The 23,539-nt window shown below is 47.3% G+C and carries 19 protein-coding genes and 1 pseudogene; 16 read left to right on the top strand and 4 right to left on the bottom strand.

Going from position 1 to position 23,539, the window contains the following annotated elements; translation table 11 throughout:
- Positions 1 to 135 precede the first annotated feature (135 nt).
- A complete protein-coding gene (locus MKY92_RS23065; protein ID WP_339297789.1) occupies positions 136 to 1,539 on the top strand; it encodes a polysaccharide deacetylase family protein in 1,404 nt (467 codons plus the stop codon).
- Positions 1,540 to 1,651: 112 nt separating this feature from the next.
- Here the strand turns inward: MKY92_RS23065 and ilvD are convergent, their stop codons facing one another.
- The 3 genes and pseudogenes from ilvD to MKY92_RS23050 form a co-directional block, all read right to left on the bottom strand.
- Complete coding sequence (gene ilvD, locus MKY92_RS23060) at positions 1,652 to 3,337, bottom strand: dihydroxy-acid dehydratase (protein WP_339297788.1); 1,686 nt, start codon at positions 3,335 to 3,337, stop codon at positions 1,652 to 1,654.
- A gap of 317 nt (positions 3,338 to 3,654) precedes the next feature.
- Positions 3,655 to 3,897, bottom strand: a pseudogene (locus tag MKY92_RS23055) (general stress protein); the annotation flags it as partial.
- A 123-nt stretch (positions 3,898 to 4,020) separates the two neighbouring features.
- Positions 4,021 to 5,061 (bottom strand): fucose 4-O-acetylase, encoded by a 1,041-nt coding sequence (locus MKY92_RS23050; protein ID WP_339297787.1) that lies wholly within the window; start codon positions 5,059 to 5,061, stop codon positions 4,021 to 4,023.
- A 222-nt stretch (positions 5,062 to 5,283) separates the two neighbouring features.
- On the opposite strand from MKY92_RS23050, the gene MKY92_RS23045 reads away from it, so the two are divergent.
- The 6 genes from MKY92_RS23045 to mgrA all read left to right on the top strand — a co-directional run bounded on the left by MKY92_RS23045 (position 5,284) and on the right by mgrA (position 10,760).
- Positions 5,284 to 6,249: a sugar kinase gene (locus MKY92_RS23045; RefSeq protein ID WP_339297786.1), complete on the top strand. Its 966-nt coding sequence runs from the start codon at positions 5,284 to 5,286 to the stop codon at positions 6,247 to 6,249.
- Between the two features lie 87 nt (positions 6,250 to 6,336).
- Complete coding sequence (locus tag MKY92_RS23040; RefSeq protein WP_017686833.1) at positions 6,337 to 7,002, top strand: bifunctional 2-keto-4-hydroxyglutarate aldolase/2-keto-3-deoxy-6-phosphogluconate aldolase; 666 nt, start codon at positions 6,337 to 6,339, stop codon at positions 7,000 to 7,002.
- A 91-nt stretch (positions 7,003 to 7,093) separates the two neighbouring features.
- Entirely contained in the window at positions 7,094 to 7,861 is a 768-nt protein-coding gene (locus MKY92_RS23035) for an alpha/beta fold hydrolase (RefSeq protein WP_339297785.1), read from the top strand.
- Between the two features lie 70 nt (positions 7,862 to 7,931).
- Complete coding sequence (locus tag MKY92_RS23030) at positions 7,932 to 8,699, top strand: HAD family hydrolase (RefSeq protein WP_339297784.1); 768 nt, start codon at positions 7,932 to 7,934, stop codon at positions 8,697 to 8,699.
- A 234-nt stretch (positions 8,700 to 8,933) separates the two neighbouring features.
- Positions 8,934 to 9,674, top strand: a complete 741-nt coding sequence (locus tag MKY92_RS23025; RefSeq protein WP_339297783.1) for an NAD-dependent protein deacylase — start codon at positions 8,934 to 8,936, stop codon at positions 9,672 to 9,674.
- Positions 9,675 to 9,752: 78 nt separating this feature from the next.
- Complete coding sequence (gene mgrA / locus MKY92_RS23020) at positions 9,753 to 10,760, top strand: L-glyceraldehyde 3-phosphate reductase (protein WP_076212414.1); 1,008 nt, start codon at positions 9,753 to 9,755, stop codon at positions 10,758 to 10,760.
- Positions 10,761 to 10,840: 80 nt separating this feature from the next.
- Here the strand turns inward: mgrA and MKY92_RS23015 are convergent, their stop codons facing one another.
- Complete coding sequence (locus tag MKY92_RS23015; protein WP_339297782.1) at positions 10,841 to 11,815, bottom strand: AraC family transcriptional regulator; 975 nt, start codon at positions 11,813 to 11,815, stop codon at positions 10,841 to 10,843.
- Between the two features lie 153 nt (positions 11,816 to 11,968).
- Between MKY92_RS23015 and MKY92_RS23010 the strand changes: the two genes are divergently transcribed.
- The 9 genes from MKY92_RS23010 to ptsG all read left to right on the top strand — a co-directional run bounded on the left by MKY92_RS23010 (position 11,969) and on the right by ptsG (position 23,531).
- On the top strand, positions 11,969 to 13,150 hold the full coding sequence (locus tag MKY92_RS23010; RefSeq protein WP_339297781.1) for a galactokinase: 1,182 nt from the start codon (positions 11,969 to 11,971) through the stop codon (positions 13,148 to 13,150).
- Position 13,151: 1 nt separating this feature from the next.
- Positions 13,152 to 14,141, top strand: a complete 990-nt coding sequence (gene galE, locus MKY92_RS23005) for a UDP-glucose 4-epimerase GalE (protein ID WP_076212410.1) — start codon at positions 13,152 to 13,154, stop codon at positions 14,139 to 14,141.
- A gap of 14 nt (positions 14,142 to 14,155) precedes the next feature.
- Positions 14,156 to 15,754 (top strand): UDP-glucose--hexose-1-phosphate uridylyltransferase, encoded by a 1,599-nt coding sequence (locus MKY92_RS23000; protein WP_339297780.1) that lies wholly within the window; start codon positions 14,156 to 14,158, stop codon positions 15,752 to 15,754.
- Positions 15,755 to 15,901: 147 nt separating this feature from the next.
- Positions 15,902 to 16,489, top strand: a complete 588-nt coding sequence (locus tag MKY92_RS22995; RefSeq protein ID WP_339297779.1) for an MSMEG_1061 family FMN-dependent PPOX-type flavoprotein — start codon at positions 15,902 to 15,904, stop codon at positions 16,487 to 16,489.
- Between the two features lie 92 nt (positions 16,490 to 16,581).
- The gene (locus tag MKY92_RS22990) at positions 16,582 to 17,745 is read left to right on the top strand and encodes an iron-containing alcohol dehydrogenase (RefSeq protein ID WP_047844049.1); all 1,164 of its coding nucleotides are present in this window, start codon (positions 16,582 to 16,584) and stop codon (positions 17,743 to 17,745) included.
- Between the two features lie 277 nt (positions 17,746 to 18,022).
- Positions 18,023 to 18,559 carry a protease gene (locus MKY92_RS22985; RefSeq protein ID WP_076212403.1) on the top strand — a complete coding sequence of 179 codons (537 nt, stop codon included), beginning with the start codon at positions 18,023 to 18,025 and terminating at the stop codon, positions 18,557 to 18,559.
- A gap of 63 nt (positions 18,560 to 18,622) precedes the next feature.
- The gene (locus MKY92_RS22980) at positions 18,623 to 20,173 is read left to right on the top strand and encodes a flotillin family protein (protein WP_339297778.1); all 1,551 of its coding nucleotides are present in this window, start codon (positions 18,623 to 18,625) and stop codon (positions 20,171 to 20,173) included.
- Positions 20,174 to 20,338: 165 nt separating this feature from the next.
- Entirely contained in the window at positions 20,339 to 21,193 is an 855-nt protein-coding gene (locus MKY92_RS22975) for a PRD domain-containing protein (protein ID WP_076212401.1), read from the top strand.
- Between the two features lie 286 nt (positions 21,194 to 21,479).
- Positions 21,480 to 23,531 (top strand): glucose-specific PTS transporter subunit IIBC, encoded by a 2,052-nt coding sequence (ptsG, locus tag MKY92_RS22970; protein WP_339297777.1) that lies wholly within the window; start codon positions 21,480 to 21,482, stop codon positions 23,529 to 23,531.
- The last annotated feature ends 8 nt before the right edge of the window (positions 23,532 to 23,539 follow it).

Below are 23,539 nucleotides of genomic sequence, written 5' to 3'. Positions count from 1 at the left end.
ATTGTACACGATAGCTATCTTTTTGGGAAAACAGGATTCAAGAAAAGTCTGAACTATGATAAAATTAAAGGCGGTTTATTTTAGATAGTGCCATAGTGCACCGTAATTCAGTAGTAGAAGTGGGGAGCTCGCAACATGACAACGATACTTCATAGTATTTTACTGTGGTTATTGTATCTTTCATCTTTTTACGCCTTTATTCCAAGTTTGATCAGCAGGTTTTTTGGTTTTCGTGTATTTCGACGGGGAAGAAGTGATACACAATTTGCATTAACGTTTGACGATGGGCCAGATCCACATTATACGCCAAGACTGCTCGATCTGCTTCGTCAGCATCAAGCAAAAGCCACATTTTTTGTCGTTGGAGAACATGCAGCGAGTCATCCTGAACTCATACAGCGCATACATGAGGAAGGTCATCTTATTGGCATTCATAATTATATTCACAAGACGAACTGGCTCATGCGGCCACGTACCGTTCGTGATCAGATTCAGCGAACAGGTCAGATTATTCATGAAGTAACCGGCGTGAAGACTTGTTATTATCGTCCACCGTGGGGGATTATGAATTTGTTTGATTTTTTCAGCAAGAAAGAACGAAAGATTGTACTGTGGTCTTCCATGTTTGAAGACTGGAGAAGCCGAGTAGGTCCCCAGAGATTGACTGAACGGATGCTGAAGGAACTGAGAGGCGGAGAGGTCATGCTGCTGCATGATCGAGGAACGACCCTTGGTGCTGATGCACACGCGCCGGAGCAGATGCTTCAGGCGCTGGAAGTCGTCTTGCAGGAAGCTGAACGGCTTGGGCTGCAAAGTGTACGCGTCGATACGTTGATGGGAGGTATCACAGTGAGCGAATCTCAGAACAAAACGCAATTACAGACACCACTGAAGTTATGGAAGCGACTCGTTGTGGCCTTGTGGCTGGGTTGGGAGAAGTTGTTTCACTGGGTATATCATCTGCGGACGGCTTCGCCAGAGGACCCCATGCTGCACTTCAGATCACGTGTATATCACGGAGCACGGGTGGAAATGAATGACGGCCATGTTATTCAAAATGGAGATCCGGTGATCGAACTGCATTTTGACAATCAGAAGTTGTTTGAACTTGGAGTGACATCACGTTCCAGTATGCATTTGGCTATTCGCATGATCCGGACCATGGAACAGCAATTGCCGGATCTGGCACGCCTGGTGGCACTCGAACCTGAGTTACGCTCTGCCAAGGCGATATACGGTGTGAGCATGATTAACAGAGGCCCAGAAAAATTCGGATTTACCATACAAGAATTGCCCCCTGGACCGTTCAGTGCTGCATCCAAAGTATACTTGAAGCTGCTGTTAAGTGTAATCCACCCGGCAGGAACCAAACGTCTGAAACAGCGTACAGACCAATTGGTGCCCAAGATGATTGCCATGCCGCTGGATCTGCTGTTGGAACGTTACGGTCAACATACGATGCAGGTGGCAGCAACGGTAGAAGAATCCAGAGATGAATCATTGTTAATTGAACAAGAGATACTGCCAGAGCGGAACTAAAAAGACTGATCACACCAACCAGCAAAAGAAAAGGGTTGCCCTTCGCCAGATTTGGCAGAAGAGCAACCCTTTATTTATTAGCCTGTTTCCTTTAGATCTAGGATAGCGTGAATTAAATGCTCAGTACGCCACCGTTGCTTGCATTGGTAACCAGTTTGGAATAACGAGCCAGGTAACCGGTTTTTACTTTCGGTTCAAAGCCGTTCCAACCTGCGCGACGACGTTCAAACTCTTCGTCACTGATGTGCAATTCGATGATACGGTTGTTCAGATCCAGCTCGATGATATCTCCTTCTTCAACAAAGGCGATTGGACCACCTTCAGCTGCTTCCGGAGAAATATGTCCGATACTGATTCCGCGGGATGCGCCAGAGAAGCGTCCATCGGTGATCAGACCAACTTTGGCACCCAATCCCATACCTACGATCTGGGAAGTAGGAGCCAGCATCTCAGGCATACCTGGTCCGCCTTTTGGTCCTTCATAACGGATAACAACAACATGTCCTTCTTTTACTTTGCCGTTAGCAATACCTTCGAGCGCTTGCTCCTGGGAGTCAAAGCAGATGGCAGGACCTTTGTGGTATCCACCAACCGAAGCATCAACAGCACCAACTTTGATGATAGCGCCTTGTGGTGCAAGGTTACCAAACAATACAGCCAGGCCGCCTTTTTCGGAATGCGGGTTATCCAGGTGGTGAATGACATTTGTATCCTGAATTTCTTTTCCTTCAACGTTCTCACGGATCGTTTTACCCGTTACGGTAATGCAGTCACCGTGAATCGCGCCTGGTTTCTTGAGCAATTCGTTCAGCACTGCGCTTACGCCGCCTGCATTGTGAACGTCTTCGATGTGAAGATCGGAAGCAGGTGCAAGTTTCGCCAGATGCGGAACGCGGTTAGCTACTTCATTGATGCGCTCGATTGGATACTCGATGCCAGCTTCATGAGCCAGTGCCAGCGTGTGCAGTACTGTATTCGTAGATCCACCCATCGCCATATCCAGTGCAAACGCGTTATCGATCGCTTCTACAGTAACGATATCACGTGGTTTCAGATCCATTTTAATAAGTTCCATTAATTGTTTAGCAGATTGTTTAACAAACTCACGACGCTCAGGAGCAACAGCCAGGATGGTTCCGTTACCTGGCATAGCCAGTCCCATCGCTTCAGCCAGACAGTTCATGGAGTTTGCAGTAAACATACCGGAACATGATCCACATGTTGGACAGCCGAACTGTTCAAGTTCAAGCAAGCTCTTATCATCGATTTTACCTGCTTGATAAGCGCCTACGCCTTCAAATACAGAGGTCAAGGACAGAGCTTTACCATTGCTGTCACGACCGGCTTTCATCGGTCCACCGCTGACAAACACGGTAGGGATATTACAGCGGAGTGCACCCATCATCATGCCGGGTGTAATTTTATCGCAGTTCGGGATACATACCATGCCGTCGAACCAGTGAGCTGATACAACCGTTTCCACGGAATCCGCGATAATGTCACGGCTTGGCAGCGAGTAACGCATACCAATGTGTCCCATGGCAATACCATCATCTACTCCGATGGTGTTGAATTCGAATGGAACGCCACCGGCTTCACGAATAGCATCCTTTACAATTTTACCGAATTCCTGAAGGTGGACGTGGCCGGGCACGATATCGATGTATGAGTTACATACGGCAATAAACGGCTTGCCGAAATCCTCTTCTTTAACGCCCGCTGCGCGGAGCAAACTCCGGTGTGGTGCACGGTCAAAACCTTTTTTGATCATATCGGAACGCATCTTCTTGGCTGACATGGTGTATTCCCCCCAAATATATAATATTGAGCAACATGAATGGAAAAGTAAATGGCAGTGCATCTGTCGTTTAATTTCATCCGTACTCTAAAAAAAAGGACCGGCATGCCGGTGTCGAGCTCCCCGTAGTTTGTGAAATTCTTTGCTGCTTTAAACCCGTGAACACCCGGTTTTTCTATTGAGTCTATCACAACCGTCGTCATATTTCTACAATCAATAGAAAGAAGCCTCAAACCATTTTCATGGAATTAGACTTCTTGATTTGCGGGAAAGCTATGATCATGTTTCGATGTGGCGAGCGGAATTCATTAGTTGCTTCCGCCTTTGCGTCCAATCTCACGATAGAATTCCTTATTATGAGTTTCGGAGGTTGCTTCGCCGCCCTTGCGACCAATCTGCTTGTAAAAGTCAGTGTCATGGGCATCTGAAGTCGCTTCTCCACCTTTTTTTCCAATCATCTGGTAGAAGCTTCGATCATGGTTCTTGGAAGTCGCTTTGCCACCTAATCTGCCAGCTTCCTCACGGCTCATCTTGCGTTCTGACGTCGGTTGACGTGCCATTACAAATCACTCCTTACAACGATAAGTTGTTTTTTGTAGCGCGTATCCCTAATTTACCACCTTATTTCCAGCCTGAAACAATACACCAGGATAGAACGGATGGTGAAGAGATCCGTCAGAGCATTAGGCCGACCGTTTAAACACCTCAGGTCGATGGAAAGAAAATCGGGATATATCCGGTTCAATTAAGGGTTTGAACGTGTGACGTACAGCCGGCAGAGCCAGGGTGACTGCGAAGAGTACGGCAATGACAAGTATGACTGGAATATACGCCGAGCTTCCCATATAACTGTAGACTCCGGACCAGATCGCGAGACGAACGAGAAACCCATGCAGCAGGAATACATAAAGTGTGCGACGTCCAAGGTCCGTCAGTCTGGAAGTCAAGGAAGGTACCCAGGCCAAGAACATTGCTGCCGATGCGATCTCCAATAGGTAGACTCCAAGTCGGAAGATGCCGGCATACCATTCGTGGTGACCCAGTTCGGCGTACGTCATGCTGCCGAGTAACCATCCGGAAGAAATGTTTAAACCACCATACCCGATCCATACCAACAGTGCAGCAGAGAGGATGGCTGCGGTTTTTCGCCCCCAACCGGATAATAAATGTGAACGGATGGTTGCTCCATAGTCATAACCGATGACAAAGAACGGCAGAAATACAAATGTACGGCTGAAGCTGAGCCAGAACCCATCGATGGGCAAATACCCGGCAATTATACCGAGCGCAATCGATCCAATCAGCCGATATATCGGTTTCCAGGAAATCGTCAGACGAAGCAGCAGTCGCCAACAGAAATGACTCGCGAGAAACCATAACAGCAAATAAGGTGCAAAGAAGGATAGCCGCATATGGGGTGTATGGAATACGGTAAAGTCCATCAATGCGTATAAGGACTGAAACAGTACGTACTGCAGTGCAATCTGCTTCAGGACGTTTCGCCCAGATGCACCTTGGAGTGAGTGTATCGCAAAATACCCGGTTACCCATACAAAGAGTGGCATGTGAAACGTATATATCCACAGGAACAGAGCTTCCGCTCCTGCAAAACGTGTAATGAGTGGTTCAAGTGCATTACCAGCAAGGACACAGACGATAAGCATAAAGCGCAGATTGTAAAAGAAAGATTCCTGATCATCCCGGATCAGTGTCTGATTTTTCATGGTGTTGCCCCCTTATAGACCATGGTTGAAAGGTCATTTGCATCTGTAATAAGGGTAATATGGATGTGCATTCTCTATTGTGATTTAATTCACATTGGTAAGCGTTATCTTTTCTCAAAGCTGTGACAACAAAATGAACACAACGGGATTGACAACGGTTGCATAGAGGATGACAATAGAAAAAGAAGATGAGGGAATGTAAATATAAGGAGGGAAGAAATCATGTCAACGAGTCCCTATCCAAGCCCGGAAATCATTACGTTTGGGGAGAGTATGGGTTTGCTGACTGCCAAGGATACAAGAGGGCTGGAATATGCAGCCACACTGGACAAGTCTTTCGGGGGTGCTGAGAGCAATCTGGCTATTGGCGTATCCCGCCTGGGGCATACCAGTGGTTGGTTTGGACGTTTGGGCAATGATCCGATGGGCAGTATGATTCTGAAAGCCATTCGCGGTGAAGGCGTAGATGTATCTCGGGTAAGGTTGAGTGATCACGAGCCCACTGGTTTGATGATTCGTGAGAACGCTTCCGGGAAAGCCTCGGTACATTATTATAGGAAGTTATCTGCTGCAAGTGCGATCACACCTGATGATCTGGATCCCGACTATATTGCCGGGGCGAAGATATTGCACGTTACGGGTATAACGGCAGCGATAAGCCCGTCCGGACTTGCTACGGTAGAGGCTGCCATACATATTGCCAAACAGGCAGGGGTGAAAGTAAGCTTTGATCCAAATCTGCGTCTCAAACTATGGTCTGCGGATGAGGCCCGTCCGGTTATACTGCGTTTAGCTGAACTGGCGGACTACTTTTTACCGGGTCTGGACGAGATGAAACTTCTATATAACGAAGAAAATGATCAAAAAGTACTTGAGCGTTTATCTGCCCTGAATGCTGTGTGCATCGTGAAGGGTGGCCCTGATTTGACCTACGTATTGGCGAATGGTACCCTAACGGAAGTTCCGTACTTTAAGGCGGATAATGTTCTGGATACGGTAGGAGCAGGAGATGGATTCTGCGCGGGATTTTTATCGGGTTTATTAAAAGGATACTCCCCGCAGGAAGCAACCCGTCTCGGCAATTTGACCGGTTCCATGGTTATACAGGCTGTTGGCGATTGGGAGGCGCTCCCGACGTGGGGGCAGGTCGAGGCCAAGCTGAACAACGTTGCCCATGTTGAGCGCTAGTCGCTCTGGAATCATATATGGCTCATCTTCGTTCTTAAATGTAAGGCTTGTATACACAACCACCACATTGACAAGGGAGAGAATGAAATGAAGAAGCTTCAGCTGTTGCAAAAGATTACGGACAATGGGGTTGTGGCAGTTCTGCGTGCAGATTCTGCTGATCAAGTCATTGCCATGGCCGAGCAAGCGATTGCGGGTGGCATTAAAGTTATCGAGATTACGATGACAGTACCCAGTGCACTCAAAGCCATTGAAAAATTAAGCCGTGTATACCATTGGAACACACAAGATCCAGAGAAATTCGCGATTATTGGTGCGGGAACGGTGCTCGAACCGCAAACGGCGAGAGCGGCTATCATGTCGGGTGCCGAGTTTGTCGTTGGACCTTCCTTGAATCCGGATACTGTTCAGATCTGCAATCTGTATCGAATTCCGATTCTGCCTGGTGTGATGACGATTGCTGATGTTCAACGCGCACTGGAACTCGGTGTGGACATTGTGAAGTTGTTCCCGGGTAATCTGTATGATCCTTCGATTATCAAAACGATGAAGGGCCCTATGCCGCAGGCGAATTTTATGCCAACTGGCGGGGTATCCTTGTCTAATCTGGGGGATTGGATCAAGGGTGGAGCAGTGGCTGTAGGGATCGGTTCCGACTTGACATCGGAAGCTGTGAAAACGGGTGACCTGAGTCATGTCCGTCGCAAAGCGGAACAATATATGGATGCTTACCGCAAGGCCAAGGCAGAATAATATTTTTTCAATTCGGAGAAGGGGAGCCTGATGAACGACGGCTCCCAATTCTGTGAGCCGCGGCACCTGCGGAAGTGAAGAAAGGTGATTAATGTTGAGAAATCGGTATAATACAGGGCGCAAGAAGAGGGGCATCGGGAAATTCCTGCTCGTACTTCTGGCGCTCATTGTCATTGGATGTGGATTCGTTGCGTGGAAATTATTCACACCATACGGTCCACAGGAAACAGCTCAAACGGCCATGGAAACAGCCGATCAGGTGACGGTGAGTGAACAAGAGAACTGGATTGATTTTGTGCCAGATAAACCGATTGGGAAAAGTGTACTTTTCTACCCTGGTGGGCTGGTAAAACCGGAAAGTTATGCACCACTCGCGCATGAGCTGGCTGCTGCGGGTCATCACACCATTATTGCCAAGATGCCAGTTAACCTGGCAGTGCTTAAGCCAAACTTGGCAGATGAGATTCTGGCCGCATATCCAGACGAACAATTTATTATGGGTGGACACTCTCTCGGCGGGTCCATGGCTGCACGTTATGTAACCGCACATCCTGATGCACTTCACGGGATCTTTTTCTTGGCATCTTACCCAGATGAAAAAGGAAGCGTAAAGTCACTTGGAATACCTGCTTTATCTATTCTGGGTACTAAAGATGAAGTCGTGAATGCTACGAAGTATCAGAGTGGACGGATGTATCTTCCAGAAGACACGGTGTATTACACCATTGAAGGTGGAAACCACGCCCAGTTTGGTGATTATGGTCATCAAAAAGGAGATGGCGAGCCGGAAGTGAGTGGAGAAGAACAGCTGAATCAGACGGTCAAGACGGTACTGGCTTGGTTAAGTACGATCAAATAGATTTTAATTATTCTGCATTAAGGGCTGTATGCATTCACATTTATAGCATAACTTGATGGAGGTGATATGGATGACCATGCTTCAAGTGAATGGAGCGCAGATCCCATGTAAAGGTATCCTGTTTGATAAAGATGGAACACTGTTGGAATTTCTCCAGCTATGGGGGCCGTGGGCAGAGGCATTACTGGATCAGTTGCAATCACGTATGAATGAGCTTGGAGCTTCATTTACGGTTGAACGGGAGCACGTCCTGGGCACCATTCATAATGCAGAAGGTCACATTGTCGGCTATGATCCGCAAGGTCCACTTGCCATTGCGACTGTGGATGAATGCACGGGATTGCTTGCCGGTCAGTTATATGCGGCAGGCATGCCATGGAATGAAGCGATCACAACGATACGCCAATTTTCAAGTGTAGCCATGAGATCGGTAAGAGAGCGCAAATCCGCTGAACCAATGTCAGGATTGCTGGATTTCTTGCAGAAATGCAGGGCAGCAGACATACCACTGGCGGTCGTCACTTCAGACAGTACAGCGGCAGCAGAAACACATCTGGATTGGATGGGGATTCGTTCCTTTTTCATCTCCATTGTGGGCTGTGATCGGGTGACCCAGGGCAAACCGGATGGAGAAGCAGCACTCTTGGCTTGCCGTGAATTACATATCGATCCTGCGGAGGCCGTTGTAATTGGAGATAGTAATGGGGATATGCAGATGGGGCGAAACGCAGGCGTACCCTATACGCTCGGTTACTGTCAACAGTCAGATCAAGGATCACATTTGGTTGATGCCCATGCCATTATTCGTCATTATAATGAGATAAGCGTTATTTTATAAGTCACCCTGACCTGATTGGACTATATAAATTGAACTAACATTTACACGAAATGAAGAGGACAGAAATAACCTGAAGAAACGGAGTGTTCGCCTTTATCCTCGGATTTTCCCCTTAGGAAAGGAATCAAAAAAAATCTGTGGATAACAGCGATCGGAAGGTTGTTCTGTCATCGGAGTGGTCAGTGTAAATATTCTTTAGTTCAATTTATATAGTAAATAAAAGGAGGAGAGAGGATGAACGCAACAGAACAACTGGCTGCCTGGATTCAGGAGAGCTCCCGGATTGTTTTTTTCGGAGGGGCCGGGACTTCAACGGAAAGCGGGATTCCCGACTTCCGCTCGGCTGCGGGTCTGTATCAGACGGAGCAGCATTCGCCTTATCCACCGGAAGAGTTATTAAGTCGACATTTTTTTGATCAACACGCCGATATTTTTTATGATTTTTATCGAGGCAAAATGCTTCATCCAGATGCTGAACCGAATGGGTGCCATCGACTATTGGCCCGTCTGGAGCAGGAAGGAAAACTTCAGGCAGTGATCACGCAAAATATCGACGGACTGCATCAGAAGGCAGGCAACAGCAATGTTTTTGAGCTTCACGGCTCAGTTCATCGTAATGCCTGCATGGATTGCAAGCAGTTTTATACACTGAATGATATTATACAATCCCAAGATACGGTACCTCGCTGTACCGCATGTGGTGGTGTGATCAAGCCGGATGTGGTGCTGTACGAAGAGGAACTGGATCAGACGACATTGTACCGTTCCATTGATGCACTGTCTTCTGCAGATCTGTTACTCGTGGGAGGCACGTCACTGACGGTATATCCAGCGGCCCAGTTAATTACGTATTTTCAGGGAAAACATACCGTTCTGCTCAACGCTACACCTACCGCTTACGACCGCAGGGCGGATTTGCTGATTACAGAGCCGATTGGTGAGGTAATGAATATTGTGGACCAGCTTCTTGGTTGAACGTATGGACTGAATAACCGCATTCTCCGGCATAGACCGGATACAAGAGGCGGAACCTGGGGAAAGAAGGGATTCATAATGGTCTACGTAGCAAGCGATACTCGCTATGAAACGATGAAATATAACCGCGTTGGACGTTCAGGTTTGAAACTGCCAGCGATTTCACTGGGGTTATGGCATAATTTTGGCGGTATCAATAACGCTGAGAATGGCCGTAATATGATTACCCGATCATTTGATCTGGGCATTACACATTTTGACCTTGCCAACAATTATGGCCCACCGGCAGGTTCGGCAGAGCAGTTATTTGGACAGGTACTGGCCCAGGATCTGAAACCTTATCGGGATGAACTGGTGATCTCCACCAAAGCGGGATATTATATGTGGCCCGGGCCGTATGGCGAGTGGGGTTCACGCAAAAATCTGGTATCCAGTCTGAATCAGAGCTTGAAGCGTATGGGCCTGGATTATGTGGATATTTTCTATTCACATCGTTATGATCCCGACACGCCTTTGGAAGAAACGATGATGGCACTGGATCATATTGTTCGCTCGGGCAAAGCCCTTTATGTAGGGATCTCCAACTATCCCGCAGAGCAAACAAGACAGGCTGCTGAAATTCTGAAAAGTCTGGGTACGCCCCTGTTAATCCATCAACCGAAATACTCGCTGCTGGACCGCTGGATTGAAGATGGTTTGCAGGATGTGCTGGATGAGTATGGAACAGGCAGTATTGCGTTCTGTCCATTGGCACAAGGTGTGCTCACGAACAAATACTTGAATGGTATCCCGGAAGACTCACGTGCCAAAGGACCATCGGTATTCCTGAATGAAAACAACATCTCTCCAGAGACGCTCCGCAAAGTGCGGGCGCTGAACCAGATTGCAGCAGCCCGTGGTCAGAGTTTGGCCCAATTTTCACTCTCATGGGTGCTGCGTAATGGCAGGGTAACTTCTGCGCTGATTGGCGCAAGTCGTCCTTCCCAGATTGAAGAGAATGTGGCTGCGCTCAGTCAGCTGGATTTCTCTACAGAGGAATTGGAACGGATTGAATCCATCCTGTCTCCGGAGCCTGATGACAAATAAATAAAGTGCAAAAGGTGCATCTTAGCCATAATGGCGGAATGCACCTTTTTTGTCGTCCGTGGTTCTGTCCGTTATGTTGCTCACCGTTTGTTTTGTTGAGCATTCTGCTGTAACCCCTGATGTAGTGGGCGGGACAGTATTTTCTCTCGATACAAGCTGGGCGCTTCACCGTGAAATCGTTTGAACTGTTTGGAGAAGTACAGCGCGTCTGGCAGTCCAACCGATGCAGATACCTGTTCGATGGACAGATCCGGACGTTCTCTCAGGAGTTGGCGCGACTTGTCGATCCGCAGTTTTAGCAAATAAGTGACTGGTGAATGACCGGTTTCCTGTTTGAATATACGGGATAGATACGCACGATTGTATCCAAGACTCGCAGACATTTGTTCAATGGAGACAGGATAGGCATATTGAGTGGACATATATTGAATCATCTGTTTCACCGTACGTCGGATGGAGGATTCGCCGGGAATTAAGGTTTGACCCTGCGAAAGGTGATTCTGTGCTTCAGCTAGAATCATATATAGCGTACCCAATGATGTGAAATGAGAGCTTTCTTTGCGCTCGGCAAAAGCATCCTGCATCACGGATAGCCAATCGGAAATTCCACAGGATGGTCCGGCGTGAAAAACGGACTTCTCCGGGCGGAATCCCGCCTCGTCGGCATGCTGGGCAGCCTGGCTGCCCGTGAAGGCGATCCAGCGGTATTGCCATGGGTTACGGGCATGAGACTGGTAACTTACCAGTTGCCCGGGATGAATGAGGAAACAATCCCCTGCGGATAACTCGTAGGTGTGCAGTTCGGTACGGAACGTCCCCGCTCCTTTTTCTACATAATGAAGCAGATAATAATCAAACAGTTTGGGTCCAAGGGCGTGACCCGGAAGGGTCTGGCTTGCCCCAGCAAACAGGACATGCAGTGCGCCTTGTTCATAATAGACGGGATTGGAGGCAACCGAATAACTGAGTGCTCCGCTTTTACCGGAAGGTGATTCCTGTATTTTTTCGTTAGAAGATGCAAGGAATTCTTTCTTGGGGTTGGATTGATCTGACATAGTCGTTTCCTTCTTTCCGGGATGCTCCGATCATTATACGCCTTAAGGTCACATTTATCCATATGAAACACACATGGTTGCATTACAAGAGGGATCGCTTTCTTATATAATAACATTAAGAAAACCACAACAACGAGGCGAGGTGCACCAGTAGTGAACGTAACTGAATTGAAACAAAAGTTTATTGAGAAGTACGGAGAGAGTGGAGCGGACATCCGTGTATTTCATGCCCCTGGGCGTGTGAATCTGATCGGTGAGCACATTGACTATAACGGTGGATATGTGCTTCCGGCAGCACTTGAATTCGGAACAACATTGATCATTCGTGAGCGTCAGGACAACAAGTTGCAACTGGCTTCCACGAACATGTCTTATGAAGGGGTACTAGACACTTCCTCCATTGGTAAGCAGAAGACCGGAGAATGGACCGACTATCCTGTTGGGGTCATGGTTGAACTGCAAGGTAAAGGCGTGAATGTAACAAAAGGTTACGACTTCCTGTACCACGGGGAGATTCCGAACGGGGCAGGACTTTCATCATCTGCATCTCTGGAGGTACTCACCGGATTTGCTATTCAGTCTCTGGAAGGTGTGTCGGATATTGATACGGTTCAACTGGCACTTCTGTCCCAGAAAGCGGAAAATGAGTTCGTAGGCGTCAACTGTGGAATCATGGATCAGTTCGCTGTTGCAAACGGTGCTCAGGATCACGCGATCCTGCTGATGTGTGACACACTGGAGTACCAAAAGGTTCCTTTCCGTACAGGCTCCTACAAATTGGTCATTGGTAACACGAACAAACGCCGCGGTCTGGTGGATTCGGCTTACAATGAACGTCGCTCCCAATGCGAGCAGGCACTTGCCATCTTGAAGGAACAGCTGCCTGCACTGAATTACCTGGCTCAATTGACGCCAGAGCAGTTCGTAACACTACAGGATCAGATCAAGGATGAGAAAGTAAGACAGCGTGCACAACATGTCGTGGAAGAGAACGCGCGTGTGCTCGCATCGGTCGAAGCATTGCAGGGTAATGATCTGGAAACTTTCGGCAAGCTGATGAACGCTTCTCATGAATCGCTTCGTGACTTGTACGAAGTAAGCTGTGATGAGCTGGACGTTATGGTTGAAGAAGCTCAGCGGATTCCAGGCACGCTTGGTGCTCGGATGACTGGCGCAGGATTTGGCGGTTGTACCGTATCACTTGTGCATGAAAATGATGTCGAGCGTTTTGTAAGTGAAGTGGGCGCTGCATATGAAGCGCGTACCCATCTCAAAGGTGATTTTTATGTATGCGGCGTAGGCGACGGTGTTAAAGAATTGAAGGAGGCGAAGTAAAATGGCAATTTTGGTGACAGGTGGAGCAGGGTATATTGGGTCTCATACGGTAGCAGCATTGTTGGAACGTGGAGAAGAGGTTGTTGTACTGGATAACTTACAGACAGGGCATCGTGAGGCGTTGCTCGGCGGTAAGTTGTATGAAGGGGATCTGCGTGACAAAGAAATTCTGGCGAAGCTGTTCGCTGAGAATTCAATCGATGCAGTCATTCACTTTGCAGCCAACTCACTCGTAGGCGAGAGCATGAAAGACCCGGTTAAATATTATGACAACAACGTGTTTGGTACACTCTGTCTGTTGGAAGCGATGAATGCAGCGAACGTACGCCGCATCGTCTTCTCCTCTACAGCAGCTACCTACGGTGAGCCTGAGAAAGTGCCAATCGAAGAGAGTGATCGTACAGAGCCAACCAACGTATACGGCGAAACAAAGCTGATGATGGAACGCATGATGTCATGGTTCGATAAAGTTCAGGATATCAAATACGTTTCCCTGCGTTACTTCAATGCAGCAGGTGCACATGACAGCGGCAAAATTGGTGAAGATCACCAACCAGAGAGTCACCTGATTCCACTCGTACTGCAAACAGCATTGAAACAACGCCCACACATCGCCGTGTTTGGTGACGACTATGCAACAGAAGATGGAACATGTATCCGTGACTATATCCATGTGAGCGACTTGGCTGATGCACATCTGCGTGCAGTAGATTATCTTCGCAAAGGTGAGAACAGTAATGTATTCAACCTGGGTAATGGTACAGGATTCTCTGTAAAACAAGTGATCGAAACAGCCAGAAAAGTGACTGGCCTCGATATCCCGGTTGTACAGGAACCACGTCGTGCAGGTGACCCGGCTGTGCTGGTAGCTTCATCTGCAAAAGCGAGATCTGTCCTAGGCTGGAATCCAAAATGGACCAATCTGGAAGATGTCATTCAAAGCGCTTGGAGCTGGCACCAATCACGACCTGACGGCTACGGAAAAAACTAGGAGGCGAATACCTTATGTCACAGACTCATATTGCAGCAGGTGCCACAGAGCGGACACCGGAGCAGCAGGAAGCACTGCATGCCATTGAACGTCTGGTTGCATTTGCCTTGCAGAAACAATTAATCGAGGAAGCGGATTGGGATTATAGCCGCAACCTCTTGCTGGAACAATTCGGATTCTCAGAGCCTTACGCCGGAGAACTGGACACAAGCGTGCCAGACGGCCCACAGGTGATGCTTGATACGTTGATCGATTATGGATTTTCCATTGGACTCATTCCTGAAAATAGTGATACATTCCGTGATTTGCTGGATGCCAAAATCATGGGTCATTTGATGGCACGCCCATCCGAAGTGGTACGCGCATTCCGCCACACGGAGCAGACGGAAGGCATTGAGGCGGCCACATCTCAATTCTATGACTTGTCGATTAACTCCAACTACATTCGGATGGATCGGATCTCGAAGAACGTTTACTGGACACAGGACACGGCCTATGGAGACATGGAGATTACTATTAACCTGTCAAAACCGGAGAAAAGTCCAAAGGAAATTGCCATGGCGAAATTGCTTCCGCCACCGGTATATCCTAAATGCCAGCTGTGTCGTGAAAATGTAGGTTACGCTGGTCGGGTGAATCACCCGGCTCGCCAGAATCTGAGAGTTATTCCGCTGGAACTTAACAGCGAGCCTTGGTTGTTCCAATACTCGCCATATGTGTACTACAACGAGCACTGCATCATTTTCCATCATGATCATGTGCCGATGAAGCTGACGAAGGATACACTGCGTAGACTACTTGCCTTTGTCGGGGAGTACCCGCATTACTTTATCGGATCTAACGCAGATTTGCCGATCGTTGGTGGATCGATTCTGACACATGACCATTTCCAGGGCGGACGTCATACATTCGCGATTCAAAATGCACAGCCTGAGGCTGTCTTCCGCCATGCGGATGCACCTGGACTTACACTGAGTCTCGTAAAATGGCCGATGTCTGTAATGCGTCTGGCTTCACACGATCCTGCAGAGTTGCTTGAAGCAGGTAATGCTGTATATGAAGCGTGGAAGCTTTACAGTGATTCTGCTGTGGATATCGAGGCATTCAGTGAAGTGGATGGGGAACAGGTACCACACAATACAGTAACACCAATCGTTCGTCGCAGTGCAGACGGTGGGTATGAGATGGATCTCGTCTTGCGTAACAACCGCACGAATGATGTGCATCCTGAAGGGATTTTCCATCCGCACCGTGAGATGCACCATTTGAAAAAAGAGAACATTGGTCTGATCGAAGTGATGGGACTTGCCATTCTGCCAGGTCGTTTGAAAGAAGAGCTGGACAATATCGCGGATATCCTCGCTGGAGATGCTAAACTTGCTGAAGCCGCCAAAGCTTCTGATCATGTGTTGAACAAACATCTGGGCTGGGCGGAAGAATTAATTGAACGGTTTGGTCCTAAACTGGACAAAGAACAAGCCGTTGCCATTGTACAGCAGGAAGTTGGCTTGAAATTCGCCGAGATTCTGGAGCATGCAGGTGTCTACAAATATGATGAAGCAGGACGCCAGGCTTTCCGTCGTTTTGTGAGCAGCATGGGATACACTGAATAATCAACATAATCAACAAATCAAGAACACCCGCTCAATCAGGAGCGGGTGTTCTTGACATTTGTGTGCATTGGAATGAACTTCCGAGCCAGTTATAATGGATTGAAGTCCTAGAATACCACAATGAATTGAGGAAATGGGGGTAATAACTTGGAGAAGCAGGCATTGAATATTCCGTTGATTACAGATGCTGAGGAACTGCAAGGCATGGTGGGTGAGCCGCATGAACATGTGCGTAACAAGGCAATTTCATTTGTAGACTCACATGTTCAGAACTTTATATCCATGTCACCATTATTTTTTCTCTCCACCTCTGATCGTGATGGAAATAGCGATGTATCACCTCGGGGCGATGGAGCGGGATTTGTAAAAGTGTATGATACATACCGGCTCGTCTATCCTGAGCGCCCAGGCAATCGGCGGATAGACTCGTTGTTGAACATGTTGTCGAACCCTGGTATCGGTATGCTTTTTTTGATTCCGGGACTGAATGAAGTGCTGCGTATTAATGGTACAGCATCCATTACCAAGGATGAGGAATTCATCGCCAGTATGGGCTGGAGTGGTAAAACCATAGGTGCGGCTGTCATTATAGATGTGGAAGAGTGTTTTATCCATTGTCCGAGGGCATTTAAACAGGCTGGATTATGGGCCTTAGAAACATGGGTGGATGCTGAGAATTTGCCTTCATCGAGCGAGATGTTTCGAGCTCATTTGGAGATTAACGGGTTGTTATAAAGTGAGTGACTATCGATTTGTTTTTCTATAAACAGGGTACTATAATTGGAGTTGCACAAAAATACTAAACTCCATTGGAGGCGACAATAGATATGAGATCTTTCCAATTCTATAATCCAACCCGGCTGATTTTCGGCAAAGGACAACTGGAAGCATTGAAAACAGAAGTGCCGAAATACGGTAAACGGGTTCTGCTTGTATATGGTGGCGGCAGTATCAAACGCAGTGGTCTGTACGATCAAGTGATCGGTTTGCTTAAGGAAGCTGGAGCAGAAGTGACTGAACTGGCAGGTGTGGAACCTAACCCGCGTCTTTCTACGGTGCATAAAGGGGTAGACCTCTGTAAAACAAATAACATCGACCTGATCCTCGCTGTAGGTGGAGGTAGTGTACTAGACTGCTCCAAAGCTATCGCTGTAGGTGCCAAATATGATGGCGATATGTGGGATTTTGCTCAGCGCAAAGCCGTTGCACAGGACGCTCTTCCACTCGGTACCGTATTGACCATGGCGGCAACTGGTTCGGAAATGAACTCCGGTTCGGTTATTACGAATCAGGATACACAAGAAAAATTGGGCTGGGGTAGCGCATACTCATTCCCTGCATTCTCCATCCTGGATCCAGTGAATACATACACTGTTCCACTGGACCAAACGGTATACGGCATGGTGGATATGATGTCCCACGTATTGGAGCATTACTTCCATCTGGATGCCAATACACCGGTTCAACTCGGTTTCTGTGAGACGATTCTGCGTACTGTCATGGAAGCAGCTCCTCGTCTGGTTGAAGATCTGGAGAACTATGAACTGCGCGAAACGATTCTGTATTGCGGAACAATGGCACTGAATGGTGTGCTGAATATGGGTCTCGCAGGAGACTGGGCAACACATAATATTGAACACGCGGTATCCGCAGTGTATGATATCCCACACGGCGGTGGACTTGCAATCTTGTTCCCACACTGGATGAAACATAACCTGGACGTGAATGTGGATCGATTCAAACGTCTGGCAATTAATGTATTCGAGGTGAACCCTGAAGGCAAGTCGGACAGACAGATTGCCGAAGAAGGTATCGATGCGCTCAGCAAATTCTGGACATCCATTGGTGCCCCTAACCGTTTGGCTGATTACGATATCGATGATAGCCAGATCGACGTAATGGCAGACAAAGCGATGCTGTTTGGCCCATTCGGTAATTTCAAGAAACTGCAACGGGAAGATGTTGTATCCATCTACAAGGCTTCTCTGTAATTCTATAATCACTGCAAAGTGAAAGGACACATTCTGTTGTCCAATAACCGCAAGTCTCCTTCATGGGGGCTTGCGGTTTTTTCGTGTATTCGGCTCTGCACGAGAATAATGGAGGAACATGAAGCAAGGAGAACAGAATGTTGTGATAATACCCATTATCGGCTCCAGAATACATTTGAGGAAAGATTTTGAAACATTTTGATGGTAGCTACGTATTTATTTACATGTGGAATGCTCAGTTAGGATGAATTTGCGGCAGAGAGAGGAGGAACAGGGGATGGAAACAATGTATTGGGGGTGTCTAATCGGAGGGGCGATATTTGCGGTTGTCAGCCTTGTGCTGGGTGACTTGATTGATGGCTTGCTGGACGGAGCCTTCGAAATGCCAGGTCTTGATTTTTTCAAACCCGTTGTGTTAGCTGGTTCCATTACAACCTTTGGTGGAGCAGGTATTTTGCTGACACGTTATAGTTCATTAAGTGCCATGTCCGGACTAATACTATCCCTGCTTATAGGTATTGCTGCAGCCATGCTGGTATTCTTCGCATATATCAAACCGATGCGTAACAGCGATGTCTCGATTGCATTTTCAATGAAAGAGTTATCTGGGAAAATTGGGGAAATCACCATTCCGGTGCCGGAAAAAGGTTTTGGCGAAGTGATGATCCGCTTTGCATCCGGCAGTACGATTCAAACGGCATCCAGTTTTGAACACCTCCCCATTGCGGCGGGAGCACGTGTTGTTGTGGTGGATGTTGTTGATGGCGTACTGCGTGTGTCGGAATGGGATGAAAATGTACTTAAAGATTTATAAAGTATTCTAATCACCTAAGTAGTTTAAGCACTCATCATGAATGAATAAGGGGAGAGATGTGGAATGGAAAATTTGAATTGGGATGTTTTATTGATTCCTATAGTTGTACTCGGAGTCATTCTAATCTTGGGTCTGGCTTTCTGGGCGAGATACAAAACGGTTGGACCGGATGAGGCGATGATCGTTACGGGTTCTTTCCTGGGTAGTAAAAATATCTCCGATGATGATTCTGGCCGAAAAATTAAAATTGTTCGTGGTGGCGGTGCGTTTATCCTGCCGGTATTCCAGCAGTCCGAGTTTATCTCCTTGTTATCCCACAAGCTGGATGTCTCCACCCCTGAAGTGTACACGGAGCAAGGGGTTCCGGTTATTGCTGACGGTGTAGCTATTATCAAGGTTGGAGGCGCTGTAGAGGACGTTGCTACGGCAGCTGAGCAATTCATCGGTAAACCTGTAGAAGCGCTGAGAAGCGAAGCACAGGAGGTACTCGAGGGGCATTTGCGGGCCATCCTCGGTACAATGACGGTGGAAGAAGTATATCGGAACCGGGATCGTTTTGCCCAAGAGGTTCAAGGCGTAGCAGCTAGAGATTTGAAAAAAATGGGTCTGCAAATTGTTTCATTTACCATCAAGGATGTTCGTGACAAACAGGGTTACCTGGATGCTCTCGGTAAACCGAGAATTGCTGCTGTGAAGCGGGATGCCGAGATTGCTGAAGCGGAAGCGATGCGTGATGCACGTATTCAGAAGGCTAATGCGGAAGAACAGGGGCAAAAAGCAGAGTTGCTGCGTGATACGAATATCGCCGAGGCAGCCAAAGAGAAGGAACTGAAAGTAGCCACGTTTAAACGGGATCAGGATACAGCCAAAGCGGAAGCCGATCAGGCGTACCATATCCATGAAGCACGTGCGAGACAGACCGTGGTGGAAGAAGAAATGAAGGTTGAACTTGTTCGTAAAGAACGTGAGATCGATCTTCAGGAAAAAGAAATCGTTGTACGTGAGAAGCAATATGATGCTGAAGTGAAGAAAAAGGCAGAAGCGGATCGTTATGCGGTGGAGCAGGCAGCCGAAGCGGATAAAGCCAAGAGAATGCGTGAAGCCGATGCGGTACAGTATTCCATCGAAACACACGCCAAAGCAACAGCTGAACAGAAGCGACTTGAAGGTCAGGCCATGGCGGATGCGGAACTTGCCAAAGGTACAGCTGATGCAGAAGTTATTCGTTTGCGTGGTCTTGCAGAAGCAGAAGCGAAGGAAAAACTGGCAGAAGCATTCCAGAAGTTTGGCGAAGCGGCTGTACTCGATATCATTGTCAAAATGCTGCCTGAACTGGCTGGCAAAATTGCAGAACCAATTGCATCCATTGATAAATTGACGGTGGTAGATACAGGTAAAGGTGAAGGTGCAGCGCGAGTGAGCAACTATGTTACCGAACTTATGGCGACGGCTCCAGAGATGCTCAAAAGTGTATCCGGCATCGATGTAGAGCAGCTGATTAAAGGCCTTACGAAGTCCAAAACACCTGCGCCAGTTGCCATTCAACAGAGCGAGGCTGTTACAACTCCTTCTATAATCGACAAGATTGTGGAAAGAGCTGGCGTTGACGAGTAAGAAGCACTTCGAGTCTTGCATGGTTGCTCTATTGACCTTAAGACGAATTTTTGTTACTTTTTAAGCGAGACGTCCGGCGCGGTTTGCCCGCTCCGGGTGTCTTTTCGTTCGTAACAGGGTGTGACTTAATCACACCTAAGATGGTGTGAAAAAGAGGTGCAAACAATGAGCAGCCTGCATGTAGATAAAGCGCTAAATAATAATGTAATCATTGCACAGCATCCTGAACACGGGGAAGTCGTTGTTATTGGTAAAGGCATTGGCTTTAACCGAAAACCGAGTGATCACATTCCATTGATGGCTGTGGAGAAAATGTTCATTTTGAAAAACCAGCAGGAGCAAGAGCAGTACAAACAGCTTCTTCCACAGGTGGATGAAGCACTGATCGAGATTATTAACGAAGTTATTACGTATATTGCAGAGCGTACGGACGTCCCTCTGAATGAACATATCCATATTGCATTAACCGATCACATTTCTTTCGCGTTAAAACGCAAGGAGCAGGGCATTATCATACAAAATCCATTTTTATATGAAACCCGCGAGATTTATCCTGAGGAATATCGAATGGGAGAATACGCTGTTCGTTTGATCAAAGAGAGAATGGGCGTAGATTTGGGGATGGACGAGATTGGTTTTGTTGCCCTCCATATCTATAGTGCAATGACCAATCAAAATATATCCCAGGTACGTGAACATTCACAATTGATCACTGATTTGGTGAACCTGGTGTCCGATCAACTCGATTATTCGTTTGAAACGGAATCACTCGATTACTCTCGTTTGCTGACTCATCTTCGTTTCGCTCTTGAGCGTGTTCGCCGTGGAGACAAAGTGGAAGAGCTTCATAAGTTGGATTCCCTGCTTAAGTTGGAGTATCCCGAAATGTACTCGCTTGCATGGAAACTGACCAAAGTAATGGAGAAAAGACTGAAACTGCCGGTTTATCCTGCGGAGGTAGGTTATCTGACCATTCATCTGCAAAGGCTGAATCAGCGGAAGGAAGAAGAGAATAAGTGAGATCATTCCAGTGATGGAATGCGGAATTTATTTTTTTGGTGTAAAGGCTTGCAATGGATTAGAACTGGTGCTACAATGATTTCCGTAATCAAGCAACTGAATAAACATAAGCGACGTGTTACTGACTCGATCAGGCATGAGTTAATTAAAGTGTGATTGTTCTTTCCTTGTACAGGGTATGCTATACCCCAAGGTTGGCACATTTCACTTTGTTAATTCATGCCTTTTTTGTGTTCCCTTGCTTGTATCACAACATATAACTTAGACGAAAGGGAGAAACGACGCGATGTTCAAAAAGCTTTTTGGTGTATTGCAAAGAGTAGGTAAAGCTCTCATGCTGCCTGTAGCCATTCTACCTGCGGCAGGTTTGCTGCTCGGAATTGGTAACATGCTGGTTAATCCAGATTTCTTGCAATATGTAACGGCGCTCGACACCCCTTGGGTGAACTCGATCGCAACAATTATGATGAATGCAGGTCAGATCGTATTCGATAATCTGGCATTGCTGTTCGCCGTCGGTGTAGCCGTCGGATTGGCCGGTGGCGAAGGGGTTGCAGGTCTCGCAGCGATCATCGGTTATCTGGTCATGAATGTCACACTGGGTACCGCAGTAGGGGTTACCCCAGCAATGATCGGTGAAGTACCGGGTTATGCCAGCATCTTGGGTATCCCAACATTAAGTACGGGCGTGTTCGGAGGTATTATCATAGGTATTGCCGCCGCGCTGTGTTACAATCGATTTTTCAAAATCGAACTGCCGTCTTACCTTGGTTTCTTTGCGGGTAAACGTTTCGTTCCGATTATCACTTCGGTTGTATCCCTCTTAATCGGGTTGCTTCTTGTGATTATCTGGCCACCGATTCAAAATGGATTGAATGCTGTATCTCACTTCATGGTAGATACAAGCCCGACATTGTCGGCATTCATCTTCGGAGTTGTGGAACGGTCATTAATTCCGTTTGGTCTTCACCACATTTTCTACTCCCCATTCTGGTTTGAGTTCGGTGAGTACGTAAACAAAGCTGGAGATGTCATTCGTGGTGACCAGCAAATCTTCTTCAATCAATTGCGTGATGGTGTGAACCTCACAGCGGGAACATTCCAAGTTGGTAAATTCCCGTTCATGATGTTTGGTTTGCCAGCGGCCGCACTTGCGATGTACCATGAAGCAAGACCGGAACACAAAAAGTATGTAGCAGGTATCATGGGCTCTGCAGCATTGACTTCGTTCCTGACAGGGATCACGGAACCACTTGAATTCTCGTTCCTGTTTGTAGCACCAGTCCTGTTTGCAGTACACTGTATCTTTGCAGGTTTGTCTTTCATGACCATGCAAATTCTGGGTGTCAAGATCGGTATGACCTTCTCCGGTGGGTTCATTGACTTCCTGATCTTCGGTATTATTCCGAACCGTACACCTTGGTGGGACGTTATTATTGTCGGATTGATTCTTGCGGTGATCTATTACTTCGGTTTCCGGTTTATCATTCGCAAATTTAATCTCAAAACGCCTGGACGAGAGGATGCAACGCCTGAAACCGAATCTGGCGGAGGCTCTGGTTCAACGGATGATCTGCCCCATAACATTCTTGAAGCTTTCGGTGGCAAAGAGAATATCAAACATCTGGACGCTTGTATTACTCGTTTGCGGATTGAAGTTAATGAGAAATCCAATGTGAAAAAAGACCGTTTGAAACAATTGGGTGCATCTGGTGTACTTGAAGTGGGTAATAATGTTCAAGCCATCTTTGGTACACGTTCCGACACGATCAAATCTCAAATGCAGGATATTATTGCAGGACGAACACCAGCACCAACGCCAGCAGCTGCCAAACCAACTCCTGAAGAGGAGAAGGCACAAGGTGAGCAAGGCGAGCGCATCGTTGCTGAGGATATCGTCATGCCAGTCAATGGTGAATTGCTGGACATTACAAACGTACCTGATCCGGTCTTTGCTGAGAAAATGACAGGTGATGGATTCGCAATTTTGCCACATGATGGTACGATAACTTCCCCTGTGTATGGTAAAGTGTTTAATGTATTTCCAAGCAAACATGCCGTGGGCATCATGTCCGATGGAGGCAAGGAAGTGCTTGTTCATATAGGTGTTAATACGGTGAAGCTGAAAGGTCAAGGCTTTAACGTACTGGTACAGGAAGGTGATCTGGTATCGGCAGGTCAGCCGATTATGGAAGTGGATCTGGAGTATGTCAAAGCAAACGCTCCTTCGATCATTTCACCCGTTATTTTCACCAACCTGCCAGAGGGCTCCACAGTAACTCTGAAGAAGAGTGGAGTGCTGAAAGTTGGCGATCAGCCAATCATTGAGATAAAATAAGAAGTGTT

Source organism: Paenibacillus sp. FSL R5-0623, assembly GCF_037974265.1.
Lineage (GTDB): Bacteria > Bacillota > Bacilli > Paenibacillales > Paenibacillaceae > Paenibacillus.
This window is presented reverse-complemented; position numbering and strand designations above follow the sequence as displayed.

What these genes read in the sequence shown, in the direction of transcription:
- ptsG (WP_339297777.1), top strand. Translation starts at nt 21,480, where the DNA reads ATGTTCAAAAAGCTTTTTGGTGTATTGCAAAGAGTAGGTAAAGCTCTC.
- ilvD (WP_339297788.1), bottom strand. Translation starts at nt 3,337, where the DNA reads ATGTCAGCCAAGAAGATGCGTTCCGATATGATCAAAAAAGGTTTTGAC.
- MKY92_RS22980 (WP_339297778.1), top strand. Translation starts at nt 18,623, where the DNA reads ATGGAAAATTTGAATTGGGATGTTTTATTGATTCCTATAGTTGTACTC.
- MKY92_RS23050 (WP_339297787.1), bottom strand. Translation starts at nt 5,061, where the DNA reads ATGAAAAATCAGACACTGATCCGGGATGATCAGGAATCTTTCTTTTAC.
- galE (WP_076212410.1), top strand. Translation starts at nt 13,152, where the DNA reads ATGGCAATTTTGGTGACAGGTGGAGCAGGGTATATTGGGTCTCATACG.
- MKY92_RS23015 (WP_339297782.1), bottom strand. Translation starts at nt 11,815, where the DNA reads ATGTCAGATCAATCCAACCCCAAGAAAGAATTCCTTGCATCTTCTAAC.
- MKY92_RS23025 (WP_339297783.1), top strand. Translation starts at nt 8,934, where the DNA reads ATGAACGCAACAGAACAACTGGCTGCCTGGATTCAGGAGAGCTCCCGG.
- MKY92_RS22985 (WP_076212403.1), top strand. Translation starts at nt 18,023, where the DNA reads ATGGAAACAATGTATTGGGGGTGTCTAATCGGAGGGGCGATATTTGCG.
- MKY92_RS23045 (WP_339297786.1), top strand. Translation starts at nt 5,284, where the DNA reads ATGTCAACGAGTCCCTATCCAAGCCCGGAAATCATTACGTTTGGGGAG.
- MKY92_RS22990 (WP_047844049.1), top strand. Translation starts at nt 16,582, where the DNA reads ATGAGATCTTTCCAATTCTATAATCCAACCCGGCTGATTTTCGGCAAA.
- MKY92_RS23030 (WP_339297784.1), top strand. Translation starts at nt 7,932, where the DNA reads ATGACCATGCTTCAAGTGAATGGAGCGCAGATCCCATGTAAAGGTATC.
- MKY92_RS23000 (WP_339297780.1), top strand. Translation starts at nt 14,156, where the DNA reads ATGTCACAGACTCATATTGCAGCAGGTGCCACAGAGCGGACACCGGAG.
- MKY92_RS23065 (WP_339297789.1), top strand. Translation starts at nt 136, where the DNA reads ATGACAACGATACTTCATAGTATTTTACTGTGGTTATTGTATCTTTCA.
- MKY92_RS23035 (WP_339297785.1), top strand. Translation starts at nt 7,094, where the DNA reads ATGTTGAGAAATCGGTATAATACAGGGCGCAAGAAGAGGGGCATCGGG.
- MKY92_RS23040 (WP_017686833.1), top strand. Translation starts at nt 6,337, where the DNA reads ATGAAGAAGCTTCAGCTGTTGCAAAAGATTACGGACAATGGGGTTGTG.
- mgrA (WP_076212414.1), top strand. Translation starts at nt 9,753, where the DNA reads ATGGTCTACGTAGCAAGCGATACTCGCTATGAAACGATGAAATATAAC.
- MKY92_RS22975 (WP_076212401.1), top strand. Translation starts at nt 20,339, where the DNA reads ATGAGCAGCCTGCATGTAGATAAAGCGCTAAATAATAATGTAATCATT.